The sequence below is a fragment of the Gemmatimonadota bacterium genome (assembly GCA_009841265.1).
Lineage (GTDB): Bacteria > JAAXHH01 > JAAXHH01 > JAAXHH01 > JAAXHH01 > JAAXHH01.
In genome coordinates this window covers 376,595-396,734 of record VXMB01000001.1, presented here as the reverse complement: position 1 = coordinate 396,734, position 20,140 = coordinate 376,595, and the positions used below count along the sequence as shown (strand labels likewise).

Below are 20,140 nucleotides of genomic sequence, written 5' to 3'. Positions count from 1 at the left end.
CCGTATTACCGCGGCTGCTGGCACGGAGTTAGCCGGAGCTTCCTCTGGTGGTACCGTCAAACCCGCCTACTATTCGTATACGGGCTTTCGTCCCACCTAACAGGGGTTTACACTCCGAGAAGCTTCATCCCCCACGCGGCGTCGCTGGGTCAGGCTTTCGCCCATTGCCCAAATTTCTAGACTGCTGGCTCCCGTAGGAGACTGGGCCTTATCTCAATCCCAGTGTGGCCGATCACCCTCTCAGGTCGGCTATCAATCGTCGCCTTGGTAGGCCGTTACCCTACCAACTAGCTAATTGAGCGCGGGGCCATCCACAAGCGGTAGCTTCCAAGGAGAGGCCACCTTTAGTTGTCATACCATGCGGACTGACAACCACATTCGGTATTAGCCCGCCGTTAGGCGGGTTGTTCCCAGCTTGAGGGCAGGTTCCCCACGTGTTACTCACCCGTCCGCCACTGTACTCACGTTCCGAAGAACGCTTTCTCGTTCGACTTGCATGACTAAGACACGCCGCCAGCGTTAGTTCTGAGCCAGGATCAAACTCTCCATATAAGAAAAGTCCAATCTGGAATTGCATCTGCTGTGAACTCCCCGGACGGATCCGGAGAGCCTTGTCAGACGACTTAAGGACATGCACGCTGCCATGTTTTCAAAGAGCGTAAACTTACCGCAACCCGCGCAAGATACACAGCCGGGTAGTTGAAGTCAACAGGTTTCTTTATTTTTAATTCCTGTTGACCAAACGTGCGTTTTACAAACGGATTCGGGGGCCGAGACGGAGCCCTAATTTACGGCTTCAAGTTGCCGGATTTCGGGGCTCCCACGCTGCCCGATTTTCGCCCAGGATTACGGAGTCGGCTGCCGGTTAGTTCCAGACCGGCTCAGGCTCGGGACTACGTGGCCGGTTCTATGGTCAGCAGTCCGTTGTTGTCCGTGGCGGCGCCACCCGCAAGCCCGCCATTCTCATTTGCGGCCTGACCGCCACCGTTACCTGATGCCGCGTCGCCCGCCTGCCCATTTCCCACGCTTTCCGCCTGGTCGGCCGCGTGGTAGGAGCTGCGGACCAGGGGGCCGGACTCCACGTGCGGGATGCCGTACGCCTCGCCCGCCTGCTTGAACCGGGCGAATTCGTCCGGATGATAGTGCTTGCGTACCGGCAGATGCTTCTTCGTCGGCTGCAGGTACTGTCCCACCGTGAGGATGTCGCAGTTCACCGCGGCCACGTCGCGCATCAGGGCATGGACGGCTTCGCCGGTCTCGCCGAGCCCCACCATGATGCCCGTCTTGGTCTTCGCGCCGCGGGCCTTCGCGCGTTCGAGCAGCTCCAGCGACTGGTCGTACCGAGCCTGGGGCCGCACGGTCCGGTACAGGTCCGGCACCGTCTCCAGGTTGTGATTGAGCAGGTCGGGACGGGCATCGAGCACGGTCTGAAGCGCCGATTCCGAGCCCTTGAAGTCCGGGATGAGCACCTCCACGCCCACACCCGGGCACCGGCGCCGGATGGCCCGGATCGTCTTCGCGAAGATCGGCGCGCCGCCGTCGGCCCGCTCGTCCCGGTTTACCGAGGTAATCACGGCGAACCGCAGGCCCAGCTTCTCCACGGCCCCGGCCACTCGCTCGGGCTCGTCCCAATCCAGCCCCTGGTCCGGCCGGCCCGTCTTCACCGCGCAGAACCCGCAGCTGCGCGTGCAGATGTCGCCCAGGATCATGAAGGTTGCGGTGCGCTGCTCCCAGCATTCCCAGATGTTAGGGCACTGGGCGCTCTCGCAGATGGTGTGGAGCCGGTTGTCCCCCACCAGCCGCTTCAATTCCTGGAAGTTCGGCCCCTGCTTCAGGCGCACCTTGAGCCACGGGGGCTTGGGCACGTGGGAGTTGGTTGTTTCGCTCATGGCTCTACAGGAACAAAAAGCGACCCTCCGGCGCCGTGAACCGTCGTTCCGCGCCGAAGCGGCCGCCATGGATGTCAGGTACTTTACTTGCTCTTTGCTATCCGGGTTACGGTCGAGGCCCGACCGGTTGTTTCGAGCCTCATCCAGGTTTCATTTCGGGCGCGCCGTCGTCCCCCGGCGAAATGACCACGGCCTCCTCGTCGAGGTGGCCCGCGATGGTCTTCGACAGGTCGTTCAGGTCGGTCCGGCAGAAGCCCGTGTTGCTGTCGAGTATGCCGCCGCCCTCGTCCATGAGAAACCACGTCGGCACGTTCGTCAGTCCGAAATCCGATGAAGCCCAGTGGGTCGTGTCGTACACATTCGGGAAGGACGCTTCGTACTCGTACATGAACGCCTGCGTGTCCTCCGGCGTGTCCTGCGAGACGCCGAGCACCCGGAATCCACCGTTGCCGCCGTAGGCCTGGTGGATCTTCTCGAAATAAGGGGCGCTGAACTTGCAGGTCCCGCAGCCCACCTTGTAGAAGACCGCCAGCAGCCAGCCGCCGTTCGCCTGGTCAGCCAGCGATGTCGAATTGCCGTCCACGTCTTCCAGCGCGACTTCCGGGGCCGCGACCCCGGCTTCCAGGAACGCCATGGATTACTCCCGTTCAGGTTGAAAATTGAGTGATGCCAGGTTCAAACCATGCTTCGATTATATATGACTATATATGTAGTACTACTAATAATGAATATAGGGGATATGGGGCCGGTGTCAATGATTCGGTGGGTGGGGAAAGTAAGAGAACATACCACCAGATCGAAGACAAAACACTCGATAAAAATGGTCACTATTACGATCGTGTATGGACTTCCATAGGCGGATTTTTAGAATCAGTAGATATGAATTTGATTAACCGGGGTTCTGAAACGTCTTAACTATCAGAAGGTTGTGTCTCTCACTGAGCAACCAACACATACAACAAACAGGCCGGGAGGTTCTCCTCGATGAATAGCGATCCCGATGAAGTCCGGTTGGTTACTACCGATATCGATCATTTCTGGCTGGCGTACGATCTGTCGGAAGGCAAGACTACGGAAGAAAAGATCAACATTTTCGAATCGGAATACTTCGCAAAGGGCAGTATCGGTCTTAAGGATTTCATCGACGCCAGAATCGAAAGCGCGGAGGGGTTGGTCGAGGTAATCGAAGCCCGGCCGAGGTATTACGCTTCAATAAGGGAGAGCTCAAACCGTGTATTGGACTTAACCGATCAGATCCGCGGGTATATGCACAACTGGAAGCAACTGTACGACAAAGCGGTTTACCCAGACGTGTACTTTCTGATCGGTAAAATGACTTCTGGAGGAACGACATCGAGCAATGGCCTTTTAATTGGGACCGAGATTTCCTGTCGAACGGACGATCTCCCCACGGACGAACTGACCGAGTGGTATTTTGAAGTCCTCAGACCTGTAGAAGACATTCCATATATCGTTATTCACGAACTTATGCACACACAGCAGGCCTATGATTATGGAGATAACACACTACTGGGTCAGTCTATAAACGAAGGTGCCGCCGACTTTCTTGGAGAGCTGGCAACCGGAAAACACATAAATCCCCATTTGCACGTGTATGGAGATGCTCACGAATCTGAACTGTGGGAATCGTTCTCGAAAGACATGCTACAAACCAACTTCGACAACTGGCTATACAACGGAGGCAGGTCCACAGCAGAAAGGCCGGCCGACCTGGGATACTACGCGGGTTACAAGATATGTGAAGCTTACTACGAGAAGACGACCGACAAAAAGGCGGCTATAGAAGGCATTCTCTCGATTAAGAACAGTCCCGACGCGCTTCGATTTTTGAAGGATAGTGGTTACGGTCATTAAACACATTAGGTATCTCAGATCGAGCTATACCCGCTCCTTCGTCCCAAAAAACGGAGACATGGTGATGGCCAGTTTGAACATCGACGTAGATCCCAGAATTGAACTTGTCATCACCATAAAGTTGCTGTGCGATTATGAAGGACTAACCAGGTACGACGTGGCGTATTCCCAGTCCATGCGGGATTACTTTTCACCATTTAAAACCCATGAGGCAGTCAAACTGTTTAAAGAAATTACAGAGCATCGCACTTACTCGGACGCCTACCTGAGTCCGGTGTTGTCGCTGTCGAAACCGCCGGAACTTACGCCTCAATTCCCCTTCGAAAACTACGAATACTACATTCGAGCATTTCAAGACGAAACCCGGTTTCGAACGTTCTACGAACTACTAAGTGGTTTTGCGATCCAATCAGACTTCGGCACTTTTTTTGAAAGCCAAACCTTATATTACCAATCCTTAATCGACACAGTTGCTAAAACGCTGAACAGTAAGAATTTGATCGACGTCCTGGAACGATACTACGGAATGCGACAACAGGACTACAATCTGGTTTTAAGTCCCTTGTTTCAACACGGTGGAATCGGGCCTCGTGTTCGAAACCCTGATAACAGGCTGTCCATTTTCAGCGTAATCGGGCCGGTTGGATCGGTTGATGGTATCCCGGTGTTCGGAACCAGGGACGAATTGCTGGAACTCATCTGGCATGAGTTCGGCCATTCGTTCGTTAATCCCGTTACTGAACGACATCGCCCCGACATTGGGAAGTATGCTCTGTTGTTAGATCCAATTCTGGAGAAAATGGCAAAAACGGGTGGTTACGGAGATTGGGAGATATGCCTTAACGAACATTTGATCCGCGCCATTACATCTCGATTGTTTCACCGCGAATGGGGTCCGAAACACGGTGATCGTTTACTCGTGCGGGATATAGAAAAGGGATTTCGCTACCTCCCTGCCCTTTTACGCGCACTTGAGGATTACGAGCAGCATCATATTCAAAATCAGACCTTCGAAGATTACTATCCTGCATTGCTGAAGGCTTTGGATACCTATCTCGAATGACCGTCAGTATTCAGAACTCGATTTGATTCGAACATGTCGACACGCACAAACGACGACACCTATAACGTCCGGCTTTGCCTGGACGGAAACGCGAACGCCTTCGAACCGTTAGTCCGGCGATATCAGAACGCCGCTTTCGCCGTGGCATTGGGATACCTCCAAAACCGGTCAGATGCCGAGGATGTGGTACAGGATGCCTTCATCTCGGCCTTCTGTAAACTATCGCAACTGAAAGATCCGGCCGTTTTCGGCAGTTGGTTTCACCGAATCGTTGTCAACCGATGCAAGGAGTGGATCCGCCGTAGCAAGATCGGTCGTAGAGTCCGCGTTGATGCGAATTCCGATGGATTACGCGATGAACACGCCATGTCGGATCGTATTCATCGAAAATACATCGAGCGTCTTGAACTATGGAATGTTGTTGAGAAGTTGCCCGTACACTACCGTGATGTTGTCTCACTGTACTACTACACGGGCTTTTCACTGAAGGAAATTGCCGCCTTCCTGGATATCCCCGAATCGACCGCAAGAGGGAGGCTTTACCAGTCACGGATCCGTCTGCGAGAAGCGCTGTCGCTCCAGGAAAAGGAGTCCATCGCCATGAGCCAGATCGATGTAACGGCGGAAGTTCAGGATGTCGTTTGCAAGCTTGCCAGGGAGGATTTAGAAGAAACGATCGACATGGGAGACGTAGAAAACATCGTCCTTTATTGCGGCGTCAGTACGGAAGTGGAAATCATCCGGACCGAAGGAGAGCAATTGCTTGTCAGAGGGTCGAAAATCGGACTTGGCTATACCGACGAAGAGGCACGCCACAACCTTGGCGGATTTGCCGTTTCTCACGATACAGTCGATGATTTCTATAAATCCGGTCCCCATGAAGGCGAACTTTTCGTCGGTGTAGATTCATCAGGCAACGAAAACACAGCCATGACCAGCCGGATCAGCGACCACTGGAGACGGGATCTGATGAACAACTGGATGCTGGACGAAGTGTGTAACGGCGTCAGGTTGGTCGATTTGTATCCGGACCTGAAATCTGATATCGATGCGTTTCCTCCGCTACCGAAAAAAGCGCGAGAGAGCTTGAGCAAATCAGTGCGAATATCGGTTCACACGATGGAAGTACGGCCGATTCATGTACCTAATACTGCCTTGACGGGAAGTATCAAGGACGTCTTTCAGGTTTACTGGTCCGATGCTTCAAAGGTTTTTGGACCGGCTTCGTACTGTCATGTTTCCATTGAGGTTCCGGCCGGAAAGAACATTTCGGTGTTCAGAGCGAAACGAATCAACGCGGAGGGGTTGAATGGTAGTCTGATGGTATATGCCTGCCAATCCTGCCAGATAACTGATATCGCGAAGGATGTGTACCTGTTCAACAGCATGTTTTCGGATATACATGAAGTAGGTGGTATGTTTTGCCAGCGCATGTATGAATTCGGTGCCGCGAACTACCTTGAGGGAACTATACGTAACAAGGATGTGTGGGAAGGAAAACTCTCCAACGTAAAGGGTGGTGTAGATATCGATGTCGGTCGTTTAGTATTGGATGCTCAGGATTTGGCGGGTGACGTATCCATTTACAATCGATTCGGTACAACCCGCTTTTACCAGTCATCCCGGGAATCCGGGACCCGGTGTAACCTCAGGACTGTATCAGGGGAGACAAAACTGGTGCTGGATGAAAGCCTTGCAAAGAAGGTCAGCCTGGTGATGTATACGCGCTGTGGCGTCTTGAAATTGGGTAAGGCGAAGAACGAAATGCGGATGTATTCGACGTACAACGACGGACATCGCATCACAGCTGGAACTACGTACGATACAACCCAAGCGGACTATCTGCTTCTTACAGAAAGTGGCACAGCCGAAGTCGAGTTGTTAAATGGCCCAGATTCGAAGTAAATAAAATAGAACTCGAACGCCGCAGATGACTCCACGTTTGAGGTCTTCCATCCAAAATAGACTATGCCTTTAGGAATCTGAACGCACTTGCGATACCGGGCATGAGTCTTGCATCCTTTCGAAACTGAACCTTTCACTACGAACCGACACCAAATTTCCGTTGTCGGCCTCGAAATGCCATTCCCTACGGTAAAATGGACCGCATTTCAACTCTACAGAACGTATCCGCACGACAGCATGCAGCAACTCCACGATCCGGATTTTAACCTTTGAGGCCGCAGGGTCGTCTTATTCTATGTAACTCTTCCGTTTATCCTATCTAGTACGAGCCAATCCTATGACGACTACTGCCCACGATGACGCTTACAGCATCCTGCAGTGCCTGGCAGGAAACGCCGACGCCTTTGAGCCGCTGGTCCGGCGGTACCAGAACGCCGCATTCGCCGTGGCCATGGGTTTCCTTCGGGACCGGACAGACGCGGAGGACGTGGTACAGGACGCCTTTGTGGCCGCCTACTGCAAGTTGTCGCAGTTGAAGGACCCGTCCGTCTTCGGCAGTTGGCTGCATCGAATCGTCGTCAATTGTTGCAAGGAATGGCGCCGTCGGCAGAAAGTCAGTCACCTGGTCCGCATCGATCCGGAATCCGAACACAACCGTGGTGAATACCCCCAGGCGAACCGGATCCATCGAAATTACATCGAGAGCCTTGAGCTTTGGGACGAAGTCGACAGACTGCCCGAACACTATCGCCGGGTCGTCAATCTGTACTATTACACAGGTTTTACACTGAAAGAAATCGCCGCCTTTCTGGACATTCCAGAATCGACGGTGAAAGGACGGCTCTATCAATCCCGAATCCGACTTAAAAACGCGTTATCGTCCCAGGAACAGGAGACCCTTGTCATGAGCCAGATCGATGTCACCGAGGATGTGCAGGATGTACTCTGCAAGATCGCCAGAGAAGACTTCGAAGAAAAGATCGATATGGGAGACGTGGAAAACATCGTCCTCTATTGCGGCGTGAATACGGAGGTCGAGATCAGTCAGGCTGAAGGTGATCAAGTTGTAATTAAAGGTTCGAAGATCGCGTTGGGCCTGACGGAGGAAGAAGCGCGAGGTAACCTCGACGGCTTACATATATCTCATGACCAGGTCGAAAACTATCTGGAAACAGGCCCCCACGACGGAGCGTTGTTTCTCGGCGTCAAGTCCTGGTTTCCCGATAACGTCCCGTACACTGAACCTATCAGTAAATACTGGAGGCGCGACCTGGAGAACGAAAGTATGTTCGATGAAAGGCTGTGCGGGGTGAAAATGGTCGACGCCTTACCGGATTCGAAGCATGAAATCAATCTGTTTCTGCCGTTGCCGGAACCTTCGGAGAAATCCCTTAGGAAATCGATGCGGATCACGGTTCATGCTTCAGAGGCGCGACCCATCAGAATGACAAGAGATGCCGTGTCAGACAAGGTAGAGCGTATATTCCGTTCTATGCAGTCTGATAGCACCAGGGTATACGGACCTGCGACCTACTGCCACGTCTCGGTTTCGGTTCCAGCCGGCATGAATATCTCGGTTTTCAGATCCGATCGGGTAAATGTCGATGGTCTGGATGGTTCACTAATGGCTTACGCCTGCTCAACCTGCCGGGTAAACGAGATCACAGGTGACGTGTTCCTTTTCAACAGCAATTTCTCGGAAATACGAAGTGTAGACGGATCGTTGTTCCAGCGCATGTACGGGTACGGAGATGGAGGTTGTAGCCTGGACAACGACACGTTCAGACGAAATCCCTATCAGAACGAAGGGATCATCGAATCGGTCAAGGGTGGAGTGGATATCGACGTAGGATGTATGAACTTGAGCGCGCTTGACCTGGAGGGAGATATAGCCATTTACAACCGCTATGGCTGTACCCGGTTGTCACAGGGTAGCCGCAACATCGGGCACCGATGCTACGTACGATCTGTTTCCGGTGACGTTGGCCTAATGTTGGACGAAAGTAGTGTAAAAAACACCAGCCTGGTCATGCATACGATTTGCGGTGTAGCGAAGTATGGAGAATTAAAGAAGAGAATACCCGTAATTTCATCATGGCCGCACAACGAATACTGGATGTCCTTTGCGACAACCCAAGATCTTTCAGATCCCGACATCACGGTCATTACCGAAAGCGGCACCGTCGAATTCGAAGTGACGAAGAACGGAAAACACCATTGATTTGACCGTTAAGTAGACTGCGAGACCTGCCCCACCCCTCACTCCTCCGTAACGGCCTCCTCGACAGGAGCTGGGGCTCTTGTCCTGAACATAAATGGCATCACCGTGCGAAACTTTACGCGGGCTCCGTCATGTACTGCCGGCGTAAAGACCATTTTTTGAGCTTCGTTCAGTATCAAAGAGTCCACCTCGGCGCGACCCGATGGTTTTTCCACGAGTGCCGCCACCACGTTGCCATTCGTAGCTACGACGAGTTGCACCACAACATCGCCATTGAAATTGAGATCGACGGCTTCGGTGGGGAGTTTGGGGAAATACAAAATCTCGCCTAGCGTGTCCACCGTGTTGGGACGGTAAATCCCGGCTCTTTCGTCTGCCAACCGATCGGCCTCCATGGCCGATTGTACAGCCTGGTCCGGTGGACTTCCTTCCTGATCCGGCGGAACCGTCGGTACCAGTCGGACGGCCATGTCCGGTTGGACATCCGATTCCAGTCGCCTCACCATCTGCGCAAATTCCGAGATTTGTCCTTCCACCGATGGGGTATCGGACCCGATGGGTGCCAGGTGCAACACGTTGCCGACCCCATCAATCAACACACCGTGGGGTACACGCGGCAGTTCAAAGGGAGAATCGACGGCCAGGTACACCGGGAATTGGAGCCTGAATTTCTCCACGATCGGCGCGATCTCATCGGCCGATTCTCCCTGGAGAACGCCGATGACCGGAACATTGTCCCCGAGCACCGATCTAAATGAAGACATCAGATCGAGGATGAGTGGATTGTGCCGCGGCCCGAATAACAAGAGGAGCTGGTGCCCGTTGCCCAGATTCGGCAATGTAGCAGGTTGGCCTTCCTGGTCTACCGCGGCGAAGGGGGCAATAAACGGCGTGCCGAAGATCTTCTCTGCCTGCAGTACACGGATTCTCACCTGGGCGTTGTACAGACTGTGCTGCAGGTTTTGAACGTCCTGCCTTTGCCGGTCATTGTGCCAGAGGAGGACGGCGCTCAATGCGACGAGGACGGCAAAAGCGACGTAAAGGTACAGCCGAGTGTTCGTGCGTGAGTCAGGTGTGGACATGTCGCTGTTTCCTTGGTTTGGGGCAATAACCCGGTCAGGGACGTTAATTTTAGGAAAAACAACATTTGTATTGGGATAACTATGGTACAGGGATGCAAACGTCCCGTCAACTGAACTGGTTCCCGCATGCAACGAAGTATTCACTGACGACTCACACGCTGTCTTGTAAGCTTCCATAAAAATCCTCATTCCCCACGAGATTCCCCCACGTAAACACGACCATTCCTGTATAGCACCGAATCACACACCCGGTCACAGGGAGGCGTCGTGCGTCATTCCTTTCATTCTCCATCCCTGATCTCCATCGAGGGATTGCATAAGTCCTTCCCGATGGGAGACGGCCGTATTCCCGCGCTCCGGGGGGTATCCGCCACCATCAACCGGAGCGAATACGTGGCCGTGATGGGCCGTTCGGGATCCGGAAAGTCCACCCTGATGAACATCCTGGGCTGCCTGGACACGCCCACGGCGGGCAGGTACGCCCTCGACGGCCGGTCCGTCGGAGATCTCACGGACGACGAACAGGCCTTCATCCGGAACCGGATGATTGGGTTCGTGTTCCAGGCCTTCAATCTTCTCCCGAGAATGGACGCGCTGCACAACGTGGAACTGCCGCTCCTCTACCGCGGCATGGACAGCAGGGAACGGCATTGGCGCTCCATGGAAGCCATGGAAGCGGTGGGCGTGAGCGACCGCGCCCGCCACCGGCCCAACGAGATGTCGGGCGGGCAGCGCCAGCGCGTGGCCATCGCCCGCGCGCTGGTCAGCGAGCCGTCCATCATCCTGGCGGACGAGCCCACAGGAAACCTGGACAGCGGGACCGGAGAGGAGATCATGGCGATATTTGACCGGCTGAACGGGGAAGGACATACGATCGTACTGGTGACGCACGAAGCGCACGTCGCCAGGCACTGCAGGAGGATCATCAGGTTGTGCGACGGCGTGATTGAGGAGGACCGGTCGGAAAGTTCTGAATGACTAGAAAGGAGCTAAACATGGACGCTACCAACGTCATAAGCAATGTGGTTGTGATCGGGATCCTGCTCTTCGTCTGGCGCAGCCTCGACATGCGGATTTCTCAACTCTCTGAGCGGGTCTCGCAGATCGAGGAACGGATTTCGCATTTAGGCGAGCGCGTTTCCCGGATAGAAGGGCTGTTTGAGGCGTTCGTACGGAAAAGCAACCCCATTGAATCGGATACGAAGAACTGAATGGTCTAGGTCATCCACGTTCGACTTGCAACCCCAAGAAAGGAGCATCATGGAAAACGTACATCTCTGGGCTCAGCCCCTGATCCTGCTGACCGCCTTCATCTTCTTCTGGCGCGAGGCGAAGGGAAGCCGGCTCGAGCGCATTTTGCTTGAACAGGGGAAGTAAACGCTCACCATGCAACGCCCGGCCCTTTTCATCGCGGTGTGCTTTGTCATCGGGATTCTGCTGGGACACCGCGTCCACGTATCGCCCGTCCTCTTTGCGCTGGGTGCAATCGCGGTCATCGCGGCGGGTTACGCGTTCTACCGGACCTGTGGGAACGACGCTTTGGCCCTTCGGGTCTGCATGGCCCTGGGTCTCGTGTTCGCGGGCGCCTTCTGGTACGCGGTGCAGGTGCGGGTCGTGCCCGCGAACGACATCCGGCGATTCTGCGACCAGCGGCAGCGGCATGTGCTGGCCGGGACGATCGTCCGATCGCCCGATGCAAGGGAACGTTTCACCCTGGTCACGGTGGACGTGGACGCCATCTCGCTGACGGGCACCGGGCGGACATTGAGGGAATCGCGGATCCGGGCAGGATCGGCTGGCATGGCGCCGGCCTCGGGAGGGGCAGCCGCCACAGGCATGGCGCCGGCAACGGGACGTCTGCAGGTCCGCCTGACCAGCGGCATCGATCCCGGCCGTTACGGTGACCGCGTCCTCGTATCGGGACGCCTGCGCAGCCCTCAACCCGCGCGGAACCCCGGTGGGTTCGATGCGCGGACCTACTACACGAGCAGGGGAGTCCATGCGCTGATGAGCGTGCGCGATGAGGCGGGCTATCGCGTTACGCGGCGCAACACGTCCTTCACCTGGCAGACCGGGGTCATCGATCCGTTGCGCAACAGCATCGACCGGTCCATCGACCGGACCATGCGGGGCGATTCCGCCGCCCTGCTGAAAGGCATCCTGCTGGGCGAGCGGCGGCAGCTGCCCGAGGAACTGCTCCAGACTTTCAGGACGATCGGGCTGGCCCACATCCTGGTCGTGTCCGGACTGCATGTCGGGCTGATCACGCTGGTGATTTACACGCTACTGTCCGTCCTGAGACTGCCGAGGAACATCGTCGTCGCCGGCACGCTGGGCGTCCTGGTGCTCTACGCCTTCATCACCAACCTGACGCCGTCGGTCATCCGGGCCACGATCATGGCAGCGCTCTTCCTGGCGGGCCGCCAGCTGGACCGTCAGACCGACACCGTCAACATCCTGGCCGTGGCGGCTATCGTCATTCTACTGATCTGGCCTTCGGCCCTCTTCGACCTGAGCTTCCAGCTTTCCTTCCTGGCGACCTATGCCATCATCACGGGATATCCCAGGATGAAGGAACTGCTCCCCGAACGGATTTCCCGGTCGGAGAAATGGTGGGCCCGGTGGCTGCGGGACGGGCTGCTGGTCTCGGTCGCGGCGCAACTAGGCGCGCTGCCCGTGGTGGCGGGTACGTTCTACCAGGTTTCCTGGATGTCGGCGGTGGCGAATCTCTTCATCGGGCCGCTGGTGTTCCTGAATACAACCTTCGGCGTACTCACCGCCCTGACCGGCCCCCTGGCCATCGAAATCGCCCGACTCTTCAGCGCGGCCAACGCACTGGTCCTCTTCGCCATGATCCATCTCTCGACGGCCTTCTCCGACGCGCCGTCCGCGCTGGTCGAGGTGCCGGCGCCTTCCACCCTCTTCTTCGCATCCTTCTACGGCGCGGGCCTGCTACTGCTCTGGAAACCGGATGGGGTCCGGGCGCGGCGGGCACGGCAGGGGCTGGTGGCCCTCTGCCTACTGCTCTTCTGTTACAACCTGTTGCCCGACCGGTCGCTGAGGATCACCGTCCTCGACGTTGGTCAGGGGGACGCCATTTTCGTTGCCTGTCCCAACGGGCACACCCTCCTGGTCGACGGCGGCGCCCGTACGCCCTTCTACGACGCAGGCGCCCGCGTCATCCTGCCCTTCATGCGTGCGAAGGGATATCGCCGCGTGGATACGATCATCGTCACCCATCCCGACCTGGACCACTACGGCGGACTCCGGGCCGTTGTGGAGTCCGTCGAAGTGGGCGAAGTCCTTTCAAGCGGCGTCGGTTCGGAATCCGGTTCTTACCGGGCCTGGCGCGAGGCTGTCGACCGGCAAGGCATCCCTTACCGCGCGGTCGTGAAGGGGGACACCCTCGCGGCACTGGGCGGCGTGCGCGGCCTGTTTCTCCATCCGGACCCCCTGTTCCTGACCGGCGCGGCGAAGTCCAGCTCCAACGAGGTGTCCGTGGTCCTGCGCCTGTCCCTTGGCGCGTTTAGCATGCTGCTGACCGGCGACATCGAGGAAAAAGGCGAGGCCGCGACTGTTCGCCGGCCGTCCTCCCTAAAAAGCACAGTCCTCAAATCACCCCATCACGGAAGCAAATCGTCGAGCGGATCAGCCTTCCTGAACGCCGTCGACCCGGAGGCGGTGGCCGTTTCCGCCGGCATATACAACAACTTCGGCCATCCTTCGCCCGAGGTCATCGAGCGGTACAGGCGGCGGGGAGCCGAGGTGTTTCGAACGGACGAGGGCGGCGCGGTCATGATCCGCAGCAACGGCCGGTCCTGGGACATGGCGCACTTTGCGCCGCCAGCACCCATCGGCCCTACACCCCGCCAAGTAGTGGATGGGTTTCTCTTGACAGGAAAATCCCCTCTTTCTATATTCCGGTAACGCACATAAGTCATTATCAAACATATATTTAACTCCACATTCCTGCCCGGTCCAATATGATCAGAACCGCCCGCGTGTTCATGGTGTTTCTGCTGCTCGCCGCGGTGGAAACACCTCCCGCTGCAACCGCCCAGGACGCAACCGCCCAGGACGGCGCCGCCTTCAAAGAAGCGATCGAGGAAGGCCGCGCGGCGCGCCAGCGCTACGTGGACCGGATCGGGGAACTCCAGACGGAAGTTTCGCGGCAGAACGCCCGCCTGCGCAACGCCGGGACCGGCAGTCGTGATGAGCAGGTGCGACACAACGAGACGATCCTGGCACTTGCGCGGCTTCACGCGTCCGTCGGACAGTATGTGCAGGCAGTCGAACTCCTGAAGAGCGCAGTGGGGCAAGCGGACGCGACAAGCGATGCGGGCGCGACGAACCATTCGCAAGCCGCGACCGCCGACACGGGCGAGATGCGCGCGTTGCTCGGCAGGCTTCTCCTGCACGTGGGGCGGCATGTCGAGGCAGAATCCGTGCTGGCTGCCGCCCGGTCTCGCCAGGGCGGGCTGGCGCTGGCTACCGTTCGGCTCGCGGAGGTGTATTTCACGACGGGCAGGACCGAGGAGGGCCTCGAACTGTGCCGCGAAGTCCTGAGGGACACGGGAACACAAGGGCCTGCGAACGCGCCGAACCTGCTGGCCGCGGGGCTCGCCGCGCGGTACCTGGAACTTTCTCACGAGGCCAACTCTTTTCTGGCCGCGGCCACCCGTGTCGACAGCGAGCACCTCGATGCCTACGTAGCGTGGGGGCGCCTCTTCCTCGACAAGCACAACCGCGCGGAAGCGACCGGGATTTTCGAGGACGCGCTGAAGATCGACTCCGGATATCCGCCCGCGCTGATCGGCCTGGCCGAGGCGCTTGCGGAGAAACAGCCGCTGCCGGCGGAAGCCGTGGTACGGAAGGCACTAGCGATAAATCCCTCGCTCATGGAGGGACGCCATTTCCTCGCGGGGCTTCACCTGACGGACGAGGCCTATGATAATGCGATCGGCCAGCTGGACCAAGCCCTGGAGGTCAACCCGGAATCACCCGGAACCCATGCCCTCCTGGCGGCCGCTTACCACGGTCAGGGCCGCCAGGCCGAATTCGAAGCCGCCCGGCAGCGTGTCATGGACATCAATCCTTCCTATGGCCGGATGTACGAAATCATCGCGAACCACCTCACGCGGCGCTACCGGTTCCGGGAGTCCGTGGAGATGGGCCGCCGGGCGATCGAGACCGACCCCGCGCTCTGGTCGGCCTATGCCGGGTTGGGGATCAGCCTGACCCGGGTCGGCGAGATGGATGAGGCCCGGCGGATGCTGGAACAGGCCTTCGACCGAGACCCCTTCGACACCCGTACCTACAACACGCTGGAGCTGCTCGATTCCTTTGAAGATTTCGAGACCCGGGAAAGTGGTCCGTTTATCTTGAAGATCCACCGGGACGAAGACGCCGTGTACGGAAAGCTGGCCCTCGATCTGCTCGAAGAAGCCCACCGGACGATCGCCCCGCGGTACGGATTCACGCCGGGTGGGCACGTCCATGTAGAGATGTTGCCGGACAACGACGACTTCATGGTGCGCATCGCCGGCGTGCCGGGAACGGGCGGCCTGCTGGGGGTCTGCTTCGGCGAAGTGGTGGTGGCAAATTCGCCCAGGGCCCGGCCGAAGGGGACGTTCAACTGGGGGCAGACGCTCTGGCACGAGTACGTCCACGTCACCCATCTGCAGCAGACGCGCAACCGCATCCCCCGCTGGCTGGCGGAAGGCATCGCCGTCTACGAGACGCGTCTCGCCCGCCCGGAATGGGACATGGACCTGGAAGCGGAGTTCACCGAGGCGGCGGTCCAGGGCGAATTGCTCGCCGTCAGCGAACTGAACCGGGGTTTCACCCGGCCGAAGTCACGGAACCAGATCGTCCTTTCCTACTACCAGGCCTCGATCGTCGTGGAATACATGGTGGACACCTTCGGATTCGAGGCGGTCCGGAGCATGCTGGACCTGTACAACCGGAATCGGACCACCGCCGAAGTCGTTCGCGAGGTAACGGGCCGGTCCATGGAAGACTTCGACCGGGCTTTCGCGGACTATACCGAAAAGCGAATCGCCGGGCTCCGGCGCGTCCTGCAATTCAAGCCGTCGCGCGACGAGAAGCCGACCATGGCCGAACTGGAGGCGATGGCGGCCGATCATCCGGAGAGTTTCTACGCCCACCTGATGCTGGGCCAGGCGTTGCACATGCAGAAACGGTATGAAGAAGCCATCACGCCGCTTGAACGCGCCCGGACCCTCTTCGCAAACTACACCCATGCCGGCAGTCCCCACGCACTGCTGGCGGAGATCTACCTCGAACAGGGGAACACGGAAGCGGCGATGGAGGCCCTCGAGGCCCTCACCGCCGTCGACGAGGACGACATCGAATCCTGCAAGACCCTGGCCGGGCTCTACGCCGGGGAAGGCCGGCGCGGGGACGCCCTCCGCATCCTGGAACGGGCCGTCATGATCGATCCCTTCGACGCCGAGATCCGAAAGATGCGCGCCGGTTTGTACGAACGGGATGGAAGGCCGGACCTGGCCGTGCCTGAATATGAAGCCGTGCTGGCGGTCGAGACCACCGACCGGGTGCAGGCGCAGTACGACCTGGCCCGCGCATACCTGGCGGCGGGAAGGAAGGACGACGCCAGGAAGGCCGCGCTGAAAGCCCTGGAGGACGCACCGGGTTTCGAAGCCGCCCAGGAAGTCCTGCTCCGGTCGCTGGAGTGAACGCGCAGGCCTGCCCTTCGGGCCGGTTTTAACGTTGCGATTCGGGCCTTCTCAATTTATATTCATGCGGTTTGCTCCTTCTGAACGCTGGTGACGCGCGAGCGCTTCACCGCAGGCGCCTCACCGCGGGCGCCTTTGAGGGTCATCTTGCCGAAACGCACCGACATCGAATCCATCCTGATCATCGGCTCCGGGCCGATCGTCATCGGACAGGCCTGCGAGTTCGACTATTCCGGCACCCAGGCCTGCCGGGCGCTCCGCGAAGAAGGCTACCGGGTCGTGCTGATCAACAGCAATCCGGCCACGATCATGACGGATCCGGACATGGCGGACCGGACCTACGTCGAGCCCATCACCGCGGAATACGTGGAGAAGGTCATCCGGCGCGAGCGCCCCGACGTGATGCTGCCCACGCTCGGGGGACAGACCGCGCTGAACGTCGCCGTCGAGCTCGCCGAGTCGGGCACGCTGAACCGCTACGGGGTCGAACTCATCGGCGCCAAGCTCGAAGCGATCAAGATGGCAGAGGACCGGGAACTGTTCCAGCAGGCCATGGAGCGCATCGGCCTGGAAGTGCCCCGGGGCGGCTTCGCGCGGACCGTCGGAGAGGCCTGGGAACTGGTGAAGAATACGGGCTTCCCCGCCATCATCCGGCCGGCTTTCACCCTGGGCGGCGCGGGCGGTAGCATCGCGCGCAGCGAATCGGATTACGCCGAGGCCGTCGAATGGGGCCTGTCCACCAGTCCCATCACCGAGGTGCTGATCGAGGAGTCGGTCATCGGCTGGAAGGAATACGAACTCGAGGTCATGCGCGACCTGGCCGACAACGTGGTGATCATCTGCTCCATCGAGAATTTCGACCCCATGGGCGTGCACACCGGCGACAGCATCACGGTCGCGCCCGCGCAGACGCTCACGGACAAGGAATACCAGGCGCTCCGGGACGCCTCGATCAAGGTGATCCGGGAAATCGGCGTGGAGACGGGCGGATCGAACATCCAGTTCGCCGTCAGCCCGGAGGACGGCCGCATCCTGGCCATCGAGATGAACCCGCGCGTGTCTCGCAGCTCGGCCCTGGCTTCCAAGGCCACGGGCTTCCCCATTGCCAAGATCGCCGCGAAACTGGCGGTCGGATATACGCTGGACGAGATCCCGAACGACATTACCCGCGAAACCCCGGCATCCTTCGAACCCACCATCGACTACGTGGTGGTGAAGATCCCGCGGTGGGCATTCGAGAAATTTCCCAACGCCGACACCCAGCTCGGCACGCAGATGAAGTCGGTGGGCGAGACCATGGCCATCGGTCGGACCTTCAAGGAAGCGGTCCAGAAAGGGCTCAGGGGCCTGGAGATCGACCGCCACGGCCTCGGCGCGGACGGGAAGGACGCGGTGGACGGCGTGCTGGACGATCTCAGGGAGCAGATGACCCGGCCCACGGCGGAGCGCATCTTCCAGATCAAGACCGCCCTCCAGCTCGGCATGCCCGTCGACGAGATCTATGCGCTTACCGGCGTCGATCCCTGGTTCCTGCACAACCTGAGGGACATCGTCGATCTCGAGGGCGAAATCGGCGCGCACCGGAACGGGTCCATGCCCCGGAACCTGCTGCACAAGGCCAAGCAGGCCGGTTTCTCCGACATGCAGATCGCCCACCTGACCGGTAGCGACGAGCGGTCGGTCCGCACCCGGCGCCTCGAGTCGGGCGTAGACGCCGTGTTCAAGACCGTCGACACCTGCGCGGCCGAGTTCGAGGCCATGACGCCCTATTACTATTCGACCTACGAGACTGAGAACGAGACCCGGCCCAAGACGCGGAAGACGATTATGATCCTGGGCGGCGGGCCGAACCGCATCGGCCAGGGGATCGAGTTCGACTACTGCTGCGTGCAGGCGGTCATGGCGCTGAAGGAGGACGGATACGAGACGATCATGGTCAACAGCAACCCGGAGACCGTGAGCACCGATTACGACATCTCGGACCGGCTGTTCTTCGAGCCCCTCACCTTCGAAGACGTGATGAACATCGTCGAGACGGAAAAGCCGGACGGCGTGATCGTCCAGTTCGGCGGTCAGACGCCCCTCAAGCTGGCCCTGCCGCTCGAGCGCGCGGGCGTGCCCATCATCGGCACCTCGCCCGACAGCATCGACCTGGCCGAGGACCGCAAGCGGTTCGGCGCCCTGACGAAGGCGCTGGGCATCCCCCATCCGCCCCACGGGACGGTCTTCTCCTTCGAAGAGGCCCGCGAGGTGGCGGGCGAGATCGGTTACCCCGTGCTGGTGCGGCCTTCCTACGTCCTTGGCGGGCGCAACATGGCCCTGGTCTACGACGACGACTCCCTGCAAAGCTACATGCGGACCGCCGTCCACGTCTCCCCCGAGCATCCCATCCTCATCGACAAATTCCTCGAGGACGCCTTCGAGTACGACGTGGACGCCATCTCCGACGGGACGGACGTCGTCCTGGGCGGGATCATGGAACACATCGAGGAAGCGGGCATCCATTCCGGAGACAGCGCCTGCGTGCTGCCGCCCTACATGGTCAAGCCCATGCATATCGACACCATGAGGAACTACACCCACGCCCTGGCGAGAAGCCTCAAGGTCGTCGGCCTGATCAACGTGCAGTACGCCATAAAGAACGACGTCGTCTACGTGCTGGAGGTCAACCCGCGCGCCTCGCGGACGATACCCTTCGTGTCCAAGGCCATCGGCGTGCCGCTGGCCCAGCTCGCGGCCCGGGTCATGGCCGGGAAGACACTGCGCGATCTCGGGTTCACCGAGGAGATCATCCCGCCCTACGCCTCGGTGAAGGAGGTCGTGCTGCCCTTCGTGAAATTCGCGGGGTCGGACAGCCTGCTCGGACCCGAAATGAAGTCGACCGGCGAGGTCATGGGCATCTACGAAGAACCGGGTATCGCCTTCGCCAAGGGGCAGAGCGCGGCGGGCGGCTCCCTGCCCCTGACCGGCACCGTCCTGGTCAGCGTCAACGCCTTCGACCACGAGAACGTCGTGGACATCGCCCGGGAACTCGATATGCTGGGCTTCACGATCATGGCGACGAGCGGCACCGGCCGCACGCTGGAGGACGCCGGCCTGGCGGTGGTCCGGGTCAACAAGGTCTGGGAAGGCGAACCACACATCGTGGACCACATCCGGCGGAGCGACATCCAACTCATCATCAACACGCCCCTGGGCAAGAGCGCGCGGGACGACGACTACATGATCCGCCGCGCGGCCATCGAGGCGAACATCCCTTGCATCACCACGCTCTCGGCGGCCTGGTCCGCGGTCAAGGCCATCCAGGCGCTCAAGAACGAGGGGCGCGAGATCTCGGTGAAGAGCCTGCAGGAGTGGCACGAGACATTGAAGGAAGCGAGGGTTTGACC

At 58.7% G+C, this 20,140-nt stretch carries 12 protein-coding genes and 1 rRNA gene; 9 read left to right on the top strand and 4 right to left on the bottom strand.

The genetic code is table 11. The features are described from left to right. From F4X08_01565 to F4X08_01555, 3 genes are all read right to left on the bottom strand, one after another. Positions 1-550, bottom strand: a 16S ribosomal RNA gene (locus tag F4X08_01565); the annotation flags it as partial. A 343-nt stretch (positions 551-893) separates the two neighbouring features. Further along, positions 894-1,958 carry a lipoyl synthase gene (gene lipA, locus F4X08_01560; protein ID MYD24490.1) on the bottom strand — a complete coding sequence of 355 codons (1,065 nt, stop codon included), beginning with the start codon at positions 1,956-1,958 and terminating at the stop codon, positions 894-896. Between the two features lie 70 nt (positions 1,959-2,028). After that, positions 2,029-2,523 (bottom strand): TlpA family protein disulfide reductase, encoded by a 495-nt coding sequence (locus F4X08_01555; protein ID MYD24489.1) that lies wholly within the window; start codon positions 2,521-2,523, stop codon positions 2,029-2,031. 350 nt (positions 2,524-2,873) lie between these two features. Here F4X08_01555 and F4X08_01550 point away from each other — a divergent pair, with 350 nt between their 5' ends. The 4 genes from F4X08_01550 (at position 2,874) to F4X08_01535 (ending at position 8,953) form a co-directional block, all read left to right on the top strand. Next, positions 2,874-3,764 (top strand): hypothetical protein, encoded by an 891-nt coding sequence (locus tag F4X08_01550; GenBank protein MYD24488.1) that lies wholly within the window; start codon positions 2,874-2,876, stop codon positions 3,762-3,764. Positions 3,765-3,822: 58 nt separating this feature from the next. Beyond that, positions 3,823-4,827: a DUF4932 domain-containing protein gene (locus F4X08_01545; protein MYD24487.1), complete on the top strand. Its 1,005-nt coding sequence runs from the start codon at positions 3,823-3,825 to the stop codon at positions 4,825-4,827. Between the two features lie 33 nt (positions 4,828-4,860). Further along, positions 4,861-6,732: a sigma-70 family RNA polymerase sigma factor gene (locus F4X08_01540; GenBank protein MYD24486.1), complete on the top strand. Its 1,872-nt coding sequence runs from the start codon at positions 4,861-4,863 to the stop codon at positions 6,730-6,732. A 337-nt stretch (positions 6,733-7,069) separates the two neighbouring features. After that, a complete protein-coding gene (locus F4X08_01535; protein ID MYD24485.1) occupies positions 7,070-8,953 on the top strand; it encodes a sigma-70 family RNA polymerase sigma factor in 1,884 nt (627 codons plus the stop codon). A 38-nt stretch (positions 8,954-8,991) separates the two neighbouring features. Here the strand turns inward: F4X08_01535 and F4X08_01530 are convergent, their stop codons facing one another. Further along, complete coding sequence (locus F4X08_01530) at positions 8,992-10,224, bottom strand: TonB family protein (protein MYD24484.1); 1,233 nt, start codon at positions 10,222-10,224, stop codon at positions 8,992-8,994. Positions 10,225-10,365: 141 nt separating this feature from the next. Here F4X08_01530 and F4X08_01525 point away from each other — a divergent pair, with 141 nt between their 5' ends. The 5 genes from F4X08_01525 to carB all read left to right on the top strand — a co-directional run bounded on the left by F4X08_01525 (position 10,366) and on the right by carB (position 20,138). Then, positions 10,366-11,013 (top strand): ABC transporter ATP-binding protein, encoded by a 648-nt coding sequence (locus tag F4X08_01525; protein MYD24483.1) that lies wholly within the window; start codon positions 10,366-10,368, stop codon positions 11,011-11,013. Between the two features lie 17 nt (positions 11,014-11,030). After that, a complete protein-coding gene (locus tag F4X08_01520) occupies positions 11,031-11,246 on the top strand; it encodes a hypothetical protein (protein MYD24482.1) in 216 nt (71 codons plus the stop codon). 175 nt (positions 11,247-11,421) lie between these two features. Beyond that, positions 11,422-13,962 carry a DNA internalization-related competence protein ComEC/Rec2 gene (locus F4X08_01515; GenBank protein MYD24481.1) on the top strand — a complete coding sequence of 847 codons (2,541 nt, stop codon included), beginning with the start codon at positions 11,422-11,424 and terminating at the stop codon, positions 13,960-13,962. 56 nt (positions 13,963-14,018) lie between these two features. After that, complete coding sequence (locus tag F4X08_01510; GenBank protein MYD24480.1) at positions 14,019-16,751, top strand: tetratricopeptide repeat protein; 2,733 nt, start codon at positions 14,019-14,021, stop codon at positions 16,749-16,751. Positions 16,752-16,898: 147 nt separating this feature from the next. Next, positions 16,899-20,138: a carbamoyl-phosphate synthase large subunit gene (gene carB / locus F4X08_01505; protein ID MYD24479.1), complete on the top strand. Its 3,240-nt coding sequence runs from the start codon at positions 16,899-16,901 to the stop codon at positions 20,136-20,138. Positions 20,139-20,140 lie beyond the last annotated feature (2 nt).

Coding starts and splice junctions, on each gene's coding strand:
- lipA (MYD24490.1), bottom strand. CDS start 1,958: ATGGCGGCCGCTTCGGCGCGGAACGACGGTTCACGGCGCCGGAGGGTC.
- F4X08_01555 (MYD24489.1), bottom strand. CDS start 2,523: ATGGCGTTCCTGGAAGCCGGGGTCGCGGCCCCGGAAGTCGCGCTGGAA.
- F4X08_01550 (MYD24488.1), top strand. CDS start 2,874: ATGAATAGCGATCCCGATGAAGTCCGGTTGGTTACTACCGATATCGAT.
- F4X08_01545 (MYD24487.1), top strand. CDS start 3,823: ATGGTGATGGCCAGTTTGAACATCGACGTAGATCCCAGAATTGAACTT.
- F4X08_01540 (MYD24486.1), top strand. CDS start 4,861: ATGTCGACACGCACAAACGACGACACCTATAACGTCCGGCTTTGCCTG.
- F4X08_01535 (MYD24485.1), top strand. CDS start 7,070: ATGACGACTACTGCCCACGATGACGCTTACAGCATCCTGCAGTGCCTG.
- F4X08_01530 (MYD24484.1), bottom strand. CDS start 10,224: ATGAGGATTTTTATGGAAGCTTACAAGACAGCGTGTGAGTCGTCAGTG.
- F4X08_01525 (MYD24483.1), top strand. CDS start 10,366: ATGGGAGACGGCCGTATTCCCGCGCTCCGGGGGGTATCCGCCACCATC.
- F4X08_01520 (MYD24482.1), top strand. CDS start 11,031: ATGGACGCTACCAACGTCATAAGCAATGTGGTTGTGATCGGGATCCTG.
- F4X08_01515 (MYD24481.1), top strand. CDS start 11,422: ATGCAACGCCCGGCCCTTTTCATCGCGGTGTGCTTTGTCATCGGGATT.
- F4X08_01510 (MYD24480.1), top strand. CDS start 14,019: ATGATCAGAACCGCCCGCGTGTTCATGGTGTTTCTGCTGCTCGCCGCG.